The sequence below is a fragment of the Vibrio sp. 2134-1 genome (assembly GCF_033339495.1).
Map to the genome: position 1 here is coordinate 148,601 of NZ_JAWOUS010000007.1, position 14,131 is coordinate 162,731.

General features: G+C 45.2%; 12 protein-coding genes. 8 read left to right on the forward strand and 4 right to left on the reverse strand.

The window, feature by feature from the left end:
- Together R7R78_RS10700 and R7R78_RS10705 are read right to left on the reverse strand one after the other, a co-directional pair.
- Positions 1-765: a DUF3450 domain-containing protein gene (locus R7R78_RS10700; RefSeq protein WP_005379365.1), complete on the reverse strand. Its 765-nt coding sequence runs from the start codon at positions 763-765 to the stop codon at positions 1-3.
- Positions 766-830: 65 nt separating this feature from the next.
- On the reverse strand, positions 831-3,431 hold the full coding sequence (locus R7R78_RS10705; RefSeq protein WP_225473520.1) for a TonB-dependent receptor plug domain-containing protein: 2,601 nt from the start codon (positions 3,429-3,431) through the stop codon (positions 831-833).
- Between the two features lie 820 nt (positions 3,432-4,251).
- Between R7R78_RS10705 and R7R78_RS10710 the strand changes: the two genes are divergently transcribed.
- The 6 genes from R7R78_RS10710 (at position 4,252) to R7R78_RS10735 (ending at position 10,523) form a co-directional block, all read left to right on the forward strand.
- Positions 4,252-5,277 (forward strand): ABC transporter permease subunit, encoded by a 1,026-nt coding sequence (locus R7R78_RS10710; protein WP_005384771.1) that lies wholly within the window; start codon positions 4,252-4,254, stop codon positions 5,275-5,277.
- 1 nt (position 5,278) lies between these two features.
- Positions 5,279-6,322, forward strand: coding sequence for an ABC transporter permease (locus tag R7R78_RS10715; protein WP_225473521.1), 1,044 nt, complete (start codon positions 5,279-5,281; stop codon positions 6,320-6,322).
- Positions 6,323-6,360: 38 nt separating this feature from the next.
- A complete protein-coding gene (locus tag R7R78_RS10720; RefSeq protein WP_225473522.1) occupies positions 6,361-8,187 on the forward strand; it encodes an extracellular solute-binding protein in 1,827 nt (608 codons plus the stop codon).
- A gap of 9 nt (positions 8,188-8,196) precedes the next feature.
- Positions 8,197-9,054, forward strand: a complete 858-nt coding sequence (locus R7R78_RS10725; protein ID WP_005379371.1) for an ABC transporter ATP-binding protein — start codon at positions 8,197-8,199, stop codon at positions 9,052-9,054.
- A 35-nt stretch (positions 9,055-9,089) separates the two neighbouring features.
- Positions 9,090-9,929 carry an ABC transporter ATP-binding protein gene (locus tag R7R78_RS10730; RefSeq protein WP_005379372.1) on the forward strand — a complete coding sequence of 280 codons (840 nt, stop codon included), beginning with the start codon at positions 9,090-9,092 and terminating at the stop codon, positions 9,927-9,929.
- Positions 9,930-10,097: 168 nt separating this feature from the next.
- A complete protein-coding gene (locus R7R78_RS10735) occupies positions 10,098-10,523 on the forward strand; it encodes a phosphate-starvation-inducible protein PsiE (RefSeq protein ID WP_025768316.1) in 426 nt (141 codons plus the stop codon).
- A 55-nt stretch (positions 10,524-10,578) separates the two neighbouring features.
- Here the strand turns inward: R7R78_RS10735 and R7R78_RS10740 are convergent, their stop codons facing one another.
- Positions 10,579-11,445, reverse strand: coding sequence for a YicC/YloC family endoribonuclease (locus R7R78_RS10740; RefSeq protein ID WP_225473523.1), 867 nt, complete (start codon positions 11,443-11,445; stop codon positions 10,579-10,581).
- A gap of 184 nt (positions 11,446-11,629) precedes the next feature.
- Between R7R78_RS10740 and rph the strand changes: the two genes are divergently transcribed.
- Together rph and pyrE are read left to right on the forward strand one after the other, a co-directional pair.
- Complete coding sequence (rph, locus tag R7R78_RS10745; RefSeq protein WP_017634994.1) at positions 11,630-12,346, forward strand: ribonuclease PH; 717 nt, start codon at positions 11,630-11,632, stop codon at positions 12,344-12,346.
- 104 nt (positions 12,347-12,450) lie between these two features.
- Positions 12,451-13,092 (forward strand): orotate phosphoribosyltransferase, encoded by a 642-nt coding sequence (gene pyrE / locus R7R78_RS10750; RefSeq protein ID WP_026000307.1) that lies wholly within the window; start codon positions 12,451-12,453, stop codon positions 13,090-13,092.
- An 84-nt stretch (positions 13,093-13,176) separates the two neighbouring features.
- Here the strand turns inward: pyrE and R7R78_RS10755 are convergent, their stop codons facing one another.
- Complete coding sequence (locus tag R7R78_RS10755; protein WP_033905948.1) at positions 13,177-14,127, reverse strand: Kdo(2)-lipid IV(A) acyltransferase; 951 nt, start codon at positions 14,125-14,127, stop codon at positions 13,177-13,179.
- Between the last annotated feature and the right edge of the window lie 4 nt (positions 14,128-14,131).

Genomic DNA, 14,131 nt, shown 5'->3' on the forward strand with positions numbered 1-14,131 from the left:
TTATTCCTCCCCAGCATATACAGGCAATTTGATTAGCGCTGGTGGCGCTTGCTTCTTCGCGATACGAAGGCCTTGCTGTACCGCTATGCGGTAGCTTTCCGGTAATGTTTCCCATTGACGTGTTTGTTGGTTCCACATACCTGTCTCACCACCGTCTGGAGATTGGAATAAAAGCGCCGTGCGACCAATACGTAGGAAGTCGTAAGTCACGGTTTCCCCATTTCTATCTAGGCTAGCTTTGTAAGATTCAATTGAGCGAGAGAAGCCTTCTTCAATTTGGTAGGCTTCCATCACTTTACGGAATTTCTCAGAAGTCGTTACGTCGGCGCGATCCATGAGACGACGCAGTTCTTGGACACGTTTATTACGTTCTTTTTTCTGGAAAGGCAGATCGAGAGTCACAAACTCATCGAGTGCATCGATCATTTTAAGTGTTAGTGGCACTACTTCTGTTGCCGTTTGATCGATCTGAGCTATTTGGTTATTTAATGAGTCCAATTCACCTTGCTGTGATTGAACCATACGATTAATTTGCTCGTTGTAGACTTTCATGCTGTCGATTTGACGTAGCAAGCCTTTGTATTCTGCCAACATGCCTTCAGTACTTTCGGCATAATTGTCGATTTTTTGTTGCGAAGCTTCTGAAGATTGATTTGCTTTTGCTTGTGTGGAAACGACAGCACCAGAGTTGGCCGCTATAGAGCTACTACTGATAGTAAGCAATGCTGCAGCTATGGCACTGAGACCAAATTCCTTGAATTTCATGGTTGCATCCTTGTCAGTGTTTTAGTCAGTCGAAAAGGGCGCGGAAAACCCGCGCCAAATATTTTTTAGAAGTCGTATGATGCCTCGACGTATAGCTGACGTCCGATTGGATCGTCATACCCAGTTGCATAGAATGGAGAGGTATCGCTTAGAGGATCTGCAGGCGGTACTTTGTCAAACATGTTGATAGCACCAAGAGTTACACGACCACTCTCGTTGAATTGGTAAGAAGCCGTTAGGTTCCACGTTGTCATACTAGCGATTTCTGCTTTGTAACCCGCTTTTTTAGCAGAATCACAGTCATCAAAGTAGTAACGGTTTGCGTAGCTTGAACACATACGGTCGCGGTATTTACCAAATAGGTTGATAGCGACATCTTCATATGCCCAGCCAAGATTTAACGTTGCGGTGTATTCAGGCATGAAATCTCTTTCATCCGTTACAGGTTCGCTGTCGTTTTCTTGATATTCAGCAATCAAGATCTTCGTTACAGCAACACGCGTGTTAAATGAACCGAACTCATTAGTGTCGTATGCGTATTTGATCGCTAGGTCAATACCAGAACGCTCTTCATACGACTGGTTCACTGGACCATAGGATACCGACTTGATGGTGCCATCTGGGTTACGAACGACTTCAGTACCTGGGTATTTACCTGGATCGTTAATTACATCTTGGTAAGTTGGTGCAGTTACGACGTCTTCCATTTTGATGTGGTACCAGTCAACGGTTACACCAAGATCATCCACAGGCTCCCACGCTAGGCCCAAGTTAATGTTTGTACTTGTTTCTTCTTTCAGCTCTGAGTTAGGGCCATTAAGCGTATCGAAGTACTGAGTATCACACTCTGGGTACTTATCTTTATCTTGTGGGCCGCTACCACCAGCATTGGTACAAAGCTCTGGGTCAAAGCCAGAACCAAAGCCTCGAGTTTGATCACCAAATAGTCGCTTCAAGTCTGGAGCTCGGAAGCCTAGACCGTAGCTACCACGTAGCAATAGGGTGTCAGTAGGACGGTATGCTAGGGCTACTTTAGGAGTGAATGCGCCACCAGTTGCCGAGTCGTCGAAGTAGTGGTCGTAACGACCAGCGACAGTCATTTCTAAATCTTCAATGATGGGAATAAGAGCTTCAACACCAAGACCAATCTGATCACGGTCACCGCCGCCTGATGTTCCACCTAGGCCAGAGAAACCACCAGCTGCTGTTGTAGCATCAATCGTCTCATTGTAGTCAGTACGGTTCCATTCACCATAGACAGCAAAGCCAGACATACCTGCAGGAAGTTCAACCAAATCACCAGCCAGTGAGCCGTTAACAGAGTAAAGCTTTGAGTAAGCTTCTTTGCTTGAAGTGCCGCTGTATTTGTCTACAACGTCTTGAGAGATAGGCCCTAGAAGATCGACATCACCATTTTGTACAGCTTGGTCGAGAGTTAGGAAGATTGCTGGGTTGCTTGTTTCAACGCTTTGCTCAGAGTAACCAGCGGATAGGTCCCAATCATACGTATCAGCAAGCAGGCCGTTCAAGCCTAAGGTTAAGCCAAAAGAATCGGCTTCAGTGTTACTTTCGCGTGGTCCAAATTCGACCATACGGCGAGTGTATTCGCCTTCGCCGCGGAAGTGAGTGGCATCAACTTCTACGCTGTAAGGGTTAGGTTCGAATTCAGATTCTGTAGACTTGTAGCCAAAACGGGCTTCTGCCATGGCAGTGACATTGTCGTTAATGTCCATTTCACCACGTAAAAGTAGGTCTACTTGTTTGTTTTCTGGTTTTAATGTTCGGTACGCAGAGCGGTTAACACCACACTTTCCATCCGCTCGTTCAATCGCGGCATCACCAACGACTTCTTTACATGAAGAACCAGCATCAGCTGGTGTTAGGACTGTTCCGTTGGCGCCTTCAAAGTTTGCACCGTAGCTAGAGTAGCCACTTAGCTGAGAACGGCTAGAACCGTCATCGCCAGCCCAATCATCTCGGTCAGATTGCTTTAGCATTTCGTTGCCCGCAAATTGGCCAACGAAGAGAATACGTTTGTCGTCAAAGTTTTTGCCAGCTACAACGTCTAAACGACCATTTTGGTAACCACCATCCGTCGCGTCACCCGCGCGTACTTTTACAGAAACGCCATCAAAGTCTTTCTTTAAAATGAAGTTTACGACACCACCGATTGCGTCGGAGCCGTAGATAGCAGAACCTGAGTCGGTCATTACTTCAACACGCTCAATGGCGGCGACAGGGATTTGGCCGATATCTTGGAAGTTAGATGTACCATTTTGTGCTAGCGGGTATTGAGGAAGACGACGGCCATCAATAAGAATCAATGTGCGCGACGCGCCAAGGCCACGTAAGTTGACTGACTGCGCTGCTGGTGTAAACGAGAAAGAGTCTGTTTGAGCCATTACACCACCTGTGTTTTGGGTCAAACTGTTCAATACGTCTTGCGCGCTGTTAAAGCCTTTAGACTCAATGTCTTTACTATTAATAACAGTAACTGGTGAAGGACCTTCCATATCCGTCGTGGAGATACGCGAACCAGTAACTTTCATCTTTTGAAGTTTTTCAACTTGCTGCTCTTCTGCCAGTGCTGTTGCTGGGGCTGCAACTGCTGCTGTCCCCAAAGCAAGGCTTATCGCAACAGATAAAGCGGTTGTGTTTTTATACATCCTTGTTGCTCCGATTATTATTATTTCCTATGTCTGGCCGCATAGCGGCCAAATGTGACGTTAATATTTCGTTAACGTTCGGCCAATGTATAACCGAGATGAAAAAAGGAAGTCAAACCAGTGGTAAACGGGGATGCTTAAATGTAAAAAAGATGTAAATAACCAGACTTCATTTAAAAGGCGGAATAAAAAACCGAATAATGTTTATGAATCGATATTAAATTTCAATAAAACACCGTATTTTGTGTTTCTTATAAACTTTAATGACTTATCTTGCCTATGGTTTTTTAGTGGGTAATTGAATCTGGAAAAAGATATTTTTCCAGTGAATTGTTCTGAGATGAGTTTTATATCGAATCCATACTTTGTTAGCTCGAACTTATTAGGTGGTATCAAAATATGATACCCATTGCGGTTAAAGGGCTCACTCGTATTTTTAGGTCAAATATAACCTTGGATTATGTGTCTATTTATGTGTGTAGGGTGCATTTTTATGTAGGGTTTTGGCTCTAAACAGCCTAGATTGATATTCTGTATGAATTATTTTTGTGGTTTTTTATAATTTTTTACAAAAACATTTCTGTTTTTCGACATCGAAGGAAGTTTGTCATGTTTTGGTTTCAAACACTTGAAGCTGATGTGGATTCAAGATAAATATGACGCTGAAATTATTGCAGTAGTAGAAAAGTCTAGCTCTTGAGGCGCAGGGAGTGTGCTTCAACAGTTTTAGTTACTACGAGATAAATATGCACCATTTTGGGCGGAAAATATCCTCTTTCACTCCGTTTGAACTGGACAGTAGACAAGGAGCAAGTTGTATATGCTGTCGTACTTTTTACGCCGTTTGGCGTTGGTTATCCCAACGTTTCTCGGGATAACTATTCTCATCTTTGCTATCACTCGTTTCGTGCCTGGCGGACCTGTTGAACGCATGTTGTCACAAATGCAGTCCCAGGGGGACGGCGCCGCATCAATGACGTCTGCGGGTGGTAATACGGCCCTTTCTGACGATCAAATCGCGGAGCTGAATGCGTTTTATGGCCTGGATAAACCTGTAACGGAAGCGTACGTCGAGTGGTTAAGTCGTTTGGTAATGCTAGATCTTGGCGAGTCGACGCGTTACTACGAGCCTGTCTCGGACATGATCGCAGAGCGTTTGCCAGTGTCGTTGTTTTATGGCGGCATGACCTTCTTTATTAGTTATTTTATCTCGATTCCTCTTGGTTACTATAAGGCGCTCAAGCACGGTTCTGTGTTTGATTCCGCTTCTTCAGTACTCATTTTCGTAGGCTACGCGCTACCAGGTTATGTGGTGGGTGTATTGCTGATCACGTTATTTAGTTATCACTTGGAATGGTTTCCGATGGGAGGCTTTGTCGGCGATGACTTCGACGATTACGAAACCTTCTTTGAACGCGCTAAAGACATTATGTGGCATGCGGTGTTGCCTTTGATCTGTTACCTCATTGGTGATTTTGCCACGCTGACGATGACAATGAAAAATAACCTGATGGAAAACCTTTCCTCAGATTACATCCGCACCGCAATTGCGAAAGGATTACCTTTCAAAAAAGCAGTTCGTAAGCACGCGTTGCGTAACAGCTTAATTCCAATCGCGAGTCACTTTGGTAACTCTTTGTTGTTCTTCATGACCGGTGCCTTCCTGATTGAAGTTATCTTCAATATTGATGGCATTGGCTTATTGGGTTACGAATCAATCATGGAGCGTGATTACCCTGTTGTTATGGGTATTGTCGCCATTAATGCGTTGTTACTGCTCATTGGTAACATCATTTCAGATATTTGTGTTGCTTTAGTCGACCCACGTGTGAAGTTTGGAGCGTAACATGATTAAAGTTAGTCCATTAACTCAAAAGAAAATTCGTCACTTTAAAGAGATCAAACGAGGCTATTGGTCGTTTGTTGCTCTTTCTATCATGTTGATCCTTTCTCTATTCGCCGAACTTTTGATTAACAGTAAAGCGCTAGTCGTCAAGTTCGATGGTAGCTACTATTTTCCTGTTGTCAGTGACGTACGTTTAGGTAGCGAATTCGGCCAAGAGTCATCCAGCGAAGCGGATTATCGCGTACTGCAAAAAGCGTTTGAGGCCGAAGGGGGCGACAACTTTGTTATTTTGCCGCTTGTGCCATGGAACCCATATGAACAAGATTTTAGTGGTGATTTCCCGCCAACAGCACCTAGCGCCGAAAATAAGCATTATTTAGGTACAGATGTGATAGGTCGCGATATTTTGGCGCGACTTGTCTACGGATTCAGAACGGCGATGGGATTTGCGTTGCTTACGATGGCCATCTCCTACGCGATCGGTACTGCAGTCGGTTGTGCTATGGGCTTTTGGGGCGGTAAATTTGACTTGTTTGTACAGCGACTTATCGAAATCTGGTCAATGGTCCCGTTTTTGTACGTCATTATGATTCTTGTCTCAATCGTTCAACCGACGTTCGCTCTCTTTGTCGCTATTAACGTGCTTTTCACTTGGATGGGGATGACTTGGTACATGCGGACCATGACCTATAAAGAAGCGGCACGAGAATATGTAATGGCGGCTCGTGCTTTAGGGGCATCGACCGGACGTATCTTGTTTAATCACATCTTGCCAAATACGATGGTGATGATTGTAACCCTAGCGCCTTTCACTATTGCAGCTAACATCACAGCACTGACTGCTCTCGATTACCTAGGCTTAGGCTTGATGCCACCAACGCCAAGTTGGGGTGAACTACTGCAACAAGGTAAGTCAAACTTAGATTCGCCATGGATTGTTGCGTCAGTAGTGACTTCTATTGTTCTGGTTCTGGTAATGGTGACCTTTATTGGTGAAGCCATTCGAGCGGCTTTCGACCCGAAAAAATTCACACGCTATGTTTAAGCGAGCATTGTGAGCAAAACATAAAAAAGGGAAGTTTTATGAAGAAATTATTTTTAGCGTCCACGCTGAGCGCCCTGAGTTTTGGTGCAATGTCAGCAACGCTTCCGACCGACTTAGACTGGCAAACAAACTGGGATGAGCCTCAATATGGTTCGCCAGAAGCGAAACGTGGAGGGACTTATCGCACCTTTATGTCAAGTTTCCCGCAGACGTTACGTAGTGTTGGCCCAGATGCTAATGCAGGGCTACGTTCTTTTATCTTAGATGAAACACCAGGCTTGGTGGTCCGCCACCCAGATACTTTAGAGTTCATCCCTGAGCTTGCTAACGAGTGGGCGTTAGCAGGTGACAACAAAACGGTCTATTTTAAACTCAACCCTGAAGCCAAATGGTCGGACGGCAAACCTGTGACTGCCGACGATTTCGTTTTCATGCTGAAATTTTATCGTTCCAAAGACATCTTGGAACCTTGGTACAACGATTACTACAACAAAACGATTGCGGATGTTATCAAGTACGACACTCATACGTTTGCTGTTAAGGCGGCGAAAGAGTTCAATCCGGAAGAATTGCTGTTACGAATGGGGGCGCTGCGCCCACGTCCCGCACATTTTTATGCTAATCCTTCAAAAGATGAAAATGGTGACGGTATACATGACAACTTTGTCCGCTACTACAATTTTAAAAGTGAACCAACGACCAGTGCATACTACCTAGATGACATTAAAAAAGGTAAAAGTGTTACCTTCAAACATGTCGGTGAAGACTGGTGGGGTTACAGCAATAAGTATTATCAACATCGTTATAATGTCGACAAAATCCGCATCACAGTGATTCGCGACAGTGATATCGCGATGAAGCACTTTGAGAAAGGGAAGCTGGACGCATTTGGTCTTGTTTTACCAAGCTTATGGCATGATAAATCGAATACGGAACCTTACCAAAAGGGATACATTCAAAAGTTCTGGGGTTACAACCAATTCCCAGTTGGGGCTGGTGGTGTATGGATGAACACCGCGATGCCTTTGCTGGATGATTTAAACATTCGCAAGGGCATTACTTACGCGATTGACTTTGATGGCATGATAGAGAATGTCATGCGTGGCGACTACTCCCGTAAACCGAACCCGACCGGTTATGGTCATGGTAAATACACCCTACCAGATGCTAAGGCACCGAAGTTTGATCCCGCAAAAGCGGCTGAGGCATTCGAAGCCGCAGGCTTTAACAAAATTGGTTCTGATGGTATTCGTGTTAATGATAAAGGTGAGCGCTTAAGCTTCGAGCTGACCTACGGAACACCTGTTCATACTCCTCGTATTGCCTTTTTGCGTGAGCAAGCCAAGCTAGCAGGGCTGGATATTGAGCTCAAGTTAGTTGATGGCTCATCCATGTTCAAATACGTACGTGAGAAAAAGCACGATTTGGCTTTCTTAGATATGGGTACGTCTGAGATCCCAACGTATTGGGAGTATTTCCATTCAGTCAATGCGAACAAGCCGCAAACTAACTCTTTCACAAACTACAGCACGCCTGAACTGGATGAAAAGATCATCGAGTATCGTTTTGGCATGGATATGGATAAAAAGATTCAGCTAGGTCATGAGATTCAGCGTGACATCATTGATGCTCACGTTATCGTCCCAGGCTACATGGTTCCTTATGTCCGCTATGGTCACTGGCGCTGGTTAAAGTTTCCAGATAAGCCAATGAATCGCATGACAGAGGCGCTGTTCAGTGGTTCAATCATAGGCGATGGCACTTACTGGATTGATAGTGATATCAAAAAAGAAACGAAACAAGCGATGAAGTCAGGCAAAGCTTTTGAACCTGTTGTTGTCGTAGATGACACTTATAAGCTGTAAGGATTGGTTATGGAAAACGATGTAATCCTAAGTGTTAAAGATCTCGAAGTTGAATTTACCACCGATGATGGGCCAGTGAAGGTTCTGCATGGTGTGAACTTTGATGTGCGAGCTGGACGTACACTCGGTCTGGTGGGAGAGTCAGGTAGTGGTAAGAGCGTAACCTCAATGTCGATCATGGGGCTATTACCTAAGCCATATGGCAACATCATTAAAGGTGAAGTGAATTATCGCGGCACCAACCTAGTTGATTTGCCTGCGGAAGAGATGTACGCCATGCGTGGCGATCGCATTTCGATCATCTTCCAAGACCCAATGACGGCGCTCAACCCAGTGCACACCATTGGTCGTCAAATATGTGAAGTGCTTGAGCTCCATCGACCTGAGCTCGACAAAAAGGAGCGGGAGGCGTACTCGATTGAAATGCTGGCAAAAGTAAAAATTCCAATGCCAGAGAAGCGATTGAATGAGTATCCCCATAATCTATCTGGTGGTATGCGCCAGCGTGTCATGATCGCGATGGCATTGGCCTGTAAGCCGGATATTCTGATTTGTGATGAACCGACTACAGCGTTGGATGTTACGGTTCAGGCGTCTATCCTTGAACTGATGAACGAGCTTCAGGAAGAAACGGGCATGGCGATGATCTTCATCACTCACGATCTCGGGGTTGTGGCAGAAGTGTGTGATGATGTTGCCGTGATGTATGGCGGGCGTATTGTCGAAAAAGCAGAAATTTTTGAGTTGTTTGATAACCCACAGCACCCATATACAGAGCGTTTGATGGGGTTGATGCCGAGCTTAGATAATGAGCCAAAGCAGATGATCGATATCAAGCCTATTGATGCCAGTATGTTTGCCAGTTAACTGAGCAAAGTGAACCAGTCATAAAAGAGGATGTTATGGCAAAAGAAGTATTAAGAATTGAAAATCTTAAGCAGCACTTTGTTTCTGGTAAAGGGCTGTTCAAGAAAGGCTACACCATCAAAGCGGTAGACGGAGTTTCACTGTCTGTTTCTGAAGGTGAAACACTGGGGCTAGTTGGTGAGTCAGGTTGTGGTAAAAGCACCCTTGGTCGCACGATCTTAAAGTTATACGAGCCAACAGAAGGTAAGATTTTCTTTGAAGGTAAAGACATCACTAAATTGTCTGTTAAAGAGATGCGCTCGCTGCGTAAAGACATGCAAATCGTCTTTCAAGACCCAATGGAGTCACTCAATCAGCGTCATACCATCGGTATGATTCTGGAAGAACCGTTTGTTATTCATAAAATTGGCACGCCAACAGAGCGTAAACAGTGGGTAAAAGAACTTTTAATCAAAGTGGGATTACCAGAAACGGCAGTAAACCGTTATCCACATGAATTTTCAGGCGGACAACGGCAGCGTATCGGTATCGCTCGCGCGATTGCATTGAAGCCTAAACTGCTGATTTGTGATGAATCGGTATCTGCGTTAGATGTGTCGGTACAGGCGCAAATCTTGAACCTATTGCTACAACTGCAACAAGAAATGAACTTGGCGATCATATTTATCTCTCACGATCTCTCGGTGGTGAAACATGTTTCTGACAAAGTTGCCGTGATGTATTTTGGCAAAGTGGTAGAAGCAGGCAGCGCTAAAGAAATTTATGCAAACCCGCAAAACGAATACACCAAAAAACTCCTATCTGCGATTCCGATCACTCACCCTAAATATCGGAAGAAAAAGCGCGTAGCTGAAAAAAAGCAGCAAGTGGCGTAAGTGATGCCACAGGTCCTATAACACAAAAACGCTCCGCCAAATAAGCGGAGTGTTTTTATGAGTAAATACCAGAACTTGGAGTCGATTCGCACTGATGTTTATTCTGATTGATTGAAGATCGTTGCATGCTAAACTCAAGGCCTATTTTCTTTGTTTGGATAATGGACCATGCCGTCGAATTTACCGAAATCCTTTAGTCGACCTTTCCTGAAAATCTTCCATATTTTGGAGGCGGTGTTATTAGTCTCTATTACCTTGGCGACGTTGTACGCCATGATGCAAGAGTTTGTGCACGTATTTGTAGAGAAGCGTGTCTTACTCACGGATATTCTGTTGATGTTTATCTATCTGGAAGTGCTCGCCATGGTGCAGCAGTTCGTGATGAACGGTAAAATTCCGGTACGCTATCCTATCTACATCGCGATGATGGCCATCGCCCGCTACATCACACTCGGAATGAAAGAGCTGGATGCAGTTTTGGTTGTGTGGTTATCTCTGGCTGCGTTTATTTTGGCTGCGGCTACTTTGCTGATCAGAATTGGGCACCATTATTGGCCCTACGTTGATAACAGTACCTTAGAAAAAGACGAATAAAAGAAAACCCCGTATTAGCGGGGCTTTTTTGTTTCAATACTCGATGACTTTTAGATCATTCAATGTTTTGGATCTGCTCACGCATCTGTTCAATTAGAACTTTCAGTTCAACGCCCGATGCGGTGATGTCGGTGCTGATGGATTTCGACGCTAGCGTGTTCGATTCACGGTTGAACTCTTGCATCATGAAATCTAGACGACGACCCACTGCGCCGCCTTTTTTCAGAATGTTCGTGGTTTCTTTTACGTGAGAATCAAGACGGTCTAGCTCTTCTGCTACGTCTGATTTCTGTGCCAGAAGGATAAGCTCTTGCTCAACGCGAGATGGGTCTAGCTCTACTTTTGCATCTTCAAATTTAGAGAACAGACGCTCACGTTGCCACTCTAGTATTTCTGGCATGCGTGCGCGCACTTTCGCAACTTCTGATGTGATCGCTTCGAGGCGTTGCTCAATCAGCGCCTTCATGTTCTCGCCTTCACGAGCGCGCGCTTCAATAAATTCATCCATTGCGCCATCAAACGCTTCTAGTAGCACTTTATTTACCGCATCCATGTCTTGCTCTGGCGTTTCCATTACCCCCGGCCATTGCATAACTTGAAATGGATTGATTCGGCTCAGTTCACCAGTCATGTGCATGACTTGTTCAGCGGCTTTAATTACCTGGCTAGCAAGCGCTTCATTGATGCTAAGCTCACCTTTTGCGGCAGGGTTTGCTTCAAAACGTAGATTACATTCTACTTTGCCTCGCGCTAAGCGCTTACGAAAACGCTCACGTAAAACGGGCTCTAACCCGCGAAATTGCTCTGGCATGCGGAAGTATGTTTCTAAATAACGCTGGTTCACGCTGCGGATTTCCCATACCGCAGAACCCCAATCGCCTTTTACTTCTTTGCGTGCATACGCTGTCATACTGTAAATCATCGAATTTTCCTGTCTTCATTTTTTGAAAATTACTTCAAGAGTGTATCACGCTGCGTCGATAGGTGCGCGGGATGTATGGATTGTTTATGTTGTGCCAGATGCGTAACCTATGAATCCGGAATCGATTCCGTTATAATCTTCGCCCAACCAAATCGTCTTCTCCTCATATTTAAGGTAGATGCCCATGCGTCCAAACGATCGCAAGGCGGATCAAGTTCGCCCTATCAAAATTACTCGTAACTACACAGCTTATGCTGAAGGGTCAGTGCTAGTTGAGTTCGGTAACACCAAAGTGTTGTGTAATGCGACCGTCGAAGAATCTGTGCCACGTTGGCTAAAAGGTCAAGGTAAAGGCTGGGTTACAGCTGAATACGGCATGCTACCTCGAGCAACACATTCGCGTACTCGTCGTGAAGCGGCAAGTGGAAAGCAAGGCGGCCGTACGATGGAAATTCAGCGTCTTATCGCGCGAAGCCTACGTGCAGTTGTCGATCTAAAAGCCATGGGTGAGTTCATGATCACCGTTGACTGTGACGTTATCCAAGCTGACGGTGGTACGCGTACTGCATCCATCAGCGGCGCAAGTGTTGCAATGGCCGATGCATTCCAACACCTAGTAGATAGCGGCAAGCTAAAAGCAAACCCAATGAAAGGCCACGTAGCGGCAGTTTCAGTTGGTTTGCTAGGTGATGATGTTCTGTGTGACCTTGAGTACGTTGAAGATTCAGCGGCAGACACAGACATGAACGTGGTAATGACAGAAGAAGGCAAGATGATTGAAATTCAGGGCACCGCAGAAGGTGAACCGTTCAGTCACGAGCAGCTGATGGCTCTGCTAGAGTCGGCGAAAGTCGGCATTACGGAAATTGTCGCAGCGCAGAAGGCGGCGTTAGCCAATTGATTTAAATAGCTCCCATTATGGGGGCTATTTTTTTATCTCGACAATAGAGAAATGAATGATTGTCGAGAAGAGACACAAGAAACCAAGGACATAGAGAGAAAATAATGAAAGCATACCAGCGTGAATTTATTGAGTTTGCACTTGAGAAAGAAGTTCTTAAGTTTGGTGAGTTTACTTTGAAATCTGGCCGTAAAAGCCCGTACTTCTTTAACGCTGGTCTTTTCAATACTGGTCGTGACCTAGCGCGTCTTGGTCGTTTTTACGCAGCCGCGCTCGCTGATTCAGGCATTGAGTTTGATGTGCTGTTTGGCCCTGCGTACAAAGGGATTCCAATCGCGACGACAACAGCAGTCGCGCTGGCGGATCATCATGACGTCGACACGCCTTACTGCTTCAACCGTAAAGAAGCGAAAGATCACGGCGAAGGCGGTAACCTTGTAGGCTCTGCGCTTGAAGGCCGTATCATGCTAGTAGATGACGTAATCACAGCAGGTACTGCGATTCGTGAATCGATGGAAATCATTCAAGCAAATGGCGCAGACCTTGCTGGTGTGTTGGTTGCGATTGACCGCCAAGAAAAAGGCAAAGGTGAGTTGTCTGCGATCCAAGAAGTGGAGCGTGACTTTGGTTGTGCAATCATCTCAATCGTTAGCCTGACTGACCTTGTGACTTTCCTTGAAGAGAAAGGCACAGACAAAGAGCATCTAGAAGCAGTTAAAGCGTACCGCGCAGAATACGGCATTTAATTGGTTACTTTTTCCGAAAAAGTAAAAAGGGCAGATGGATATTCATCTGCCCTTTTTTGTTTTTGGATTCATCGCCTTGACCACTTACTTATAGCGAATGCCTTTCTCGACATGCTCATCTTGCATGGTTTTATAGCGTTTATGGAGCCACATCCATTGCTCTGGAGCGCGTAGAATGACTTCTTCCACATACTTGTTCATATAAGCGGCAGCGGCGACTTCGTCTTTTTGTGGATAATCGGCTTCAATGCACTTATCGGCGATGATGTCGTACTTTCCTTCGTCATTGCGAAACCCTGAGCCTGGGATGATCGCACATTTTGAGGTATACGCCAGAATGCTCGTGCCTGTTGTCGTACACGCATCGTCTACGGCAAAGAAGGGCACAAATACTGATTTTTTGCGACCGTAATCGTGATCCGGTAAATAGAACAGACGCTCACCGCTGCGTAAAACACGAATCATCTTTTTTACATCTTTACGATCAATCAGTTTATTGCCGTTATGTGTCCGTCCCCAATACTGGATAAAGTTATAAGCAGGATTATTATGCGGACGAAACGCGCCGTACCCGGCCACGCCTAACACGGCGAAAGCACGCGCAGTGATCTCTAGATTAAGAGCATGGACACAACAAAGTAGGACGCCTTTACCTTCTTTGGCTTTTTCACGCAGTGCGCCGAGATCTTTCTCGACGATCAGGTTTTTAAAGCGCCAAGTCGGCCAGAACCAAGTGATTCCGGTTTCTATCAGTGCCATACCGGTATTTTTGAAGTTCTCTTCAACAATATGTTGAATCTCTTCAGGTGTTTTGTCTGGAAAGGCCAATTCTAAGTTACGCTGAGCAACGTGGACACGCTTTTTACCGTAGCGCATGCCAAGTTTACCGAGTGAACGACCTAATGAAAGCAGCAGCCGATAAGGAAGAATATTGACGAGGATGGCCAACAGACCAAAACCAAGCCATACGCCCCAGTTACGAGGGTGAAGAAGTGAAAGAGAAAACTCGGGCTGCGTGTATTTGTCTTTACTCATAGTC

What these genes read in the sequence shown, in the direction of transcription:
- R7R78_RS10700 (WP_005379365.1), bottom strand. Translation starts at nt 765, where the DNA reads ATGAAATTCAAGGAATTTGGTCTCAGTGCCATAGCTGCAGCATTGCTT.
- R7R78_RS10705 (WP_225473520.1), bottom strand. Translation starts at nt 3,431, where the DNA reads ATGTATAAAAACACAACCGCTTTATCTGTTGCGATAAGCCTTGCTTTG.
- R7R78_RS10710 (WP_005384771.1), top strand. Translation starts at nt 4,252, where the DNA reads ATGCTGTCGTACTTTTTACGCCGTTTGGCGTTGGTTATCCCAACGTTT.
- R7R78_RS10715 (WP_225473521.1), top strand. Translation starts at nt 5,279, where the DNA reads ATGATTAAAGTTAGTCCATTAACTCAAAAGAAAATTCGTCACTTTAAA.
- R7R78_RS10720 (WP_225473522.1), top strand. Translation starts at nt 6,361, where the DNA reads ATGAAGAAATTATTTTTAGCGTCCACGCTGAGCGCCCTGAGTTTTGGT.
- R7R78_RS10725 (WP_005379371.1), top strand. Translation starts at nt 8,197, where the DNA reads ATGGAAAACGATGTAATCCTAAGTGTTAAAGATCTCGAAGTTGAATTT.
- R7R78_RS10730 (WP_005379372.1), top strand. Translation starts at nt 9,090, where the DNA reads ATGGCAAAAGAAGTATTAAGAATTGAAAATCTTAAGCAGCACTTTGTT.
- R7R78_RS10735 (WP_025768316.1), top strand. Translation starts at nt 10,098, where the DNA reads ATGCCGTCGAATTTACCGAAATCCTTTAGTCGACCTTTCCTGAAAATC.
- R7R78_RS10740 (WP_225473523.1), bottom strand. Translation starts at nt 11,445, where the DNA reads ATGATTTACAGTATGACAGCGTATGCACGCAAAGAAGTAAAAGGCGAT.
- rph (WP_017634994.1), top strand. Translation starts at nt 11,630, where the DNA reads ATGCGTCCAAACGATCGCAAGGCGGATCAAGTTCGCCCTATCAAAATT.
- pyrE (WP_026000307.1), top strand. Translation starts at nt 12,451, where the DNA reads ATGAAAGCATACCAGCGTGAATTTATTGAGTTTGCACTTGAGAAAGAA.
- R7R78_RS10755 (WP_033905948.1), bottom strand. Translation starts at nt 14,127, where the DNA reads ATGAGTAAAGACAAATACACGCAGCCCGAGTTTTCTCTTTCACTTCTT.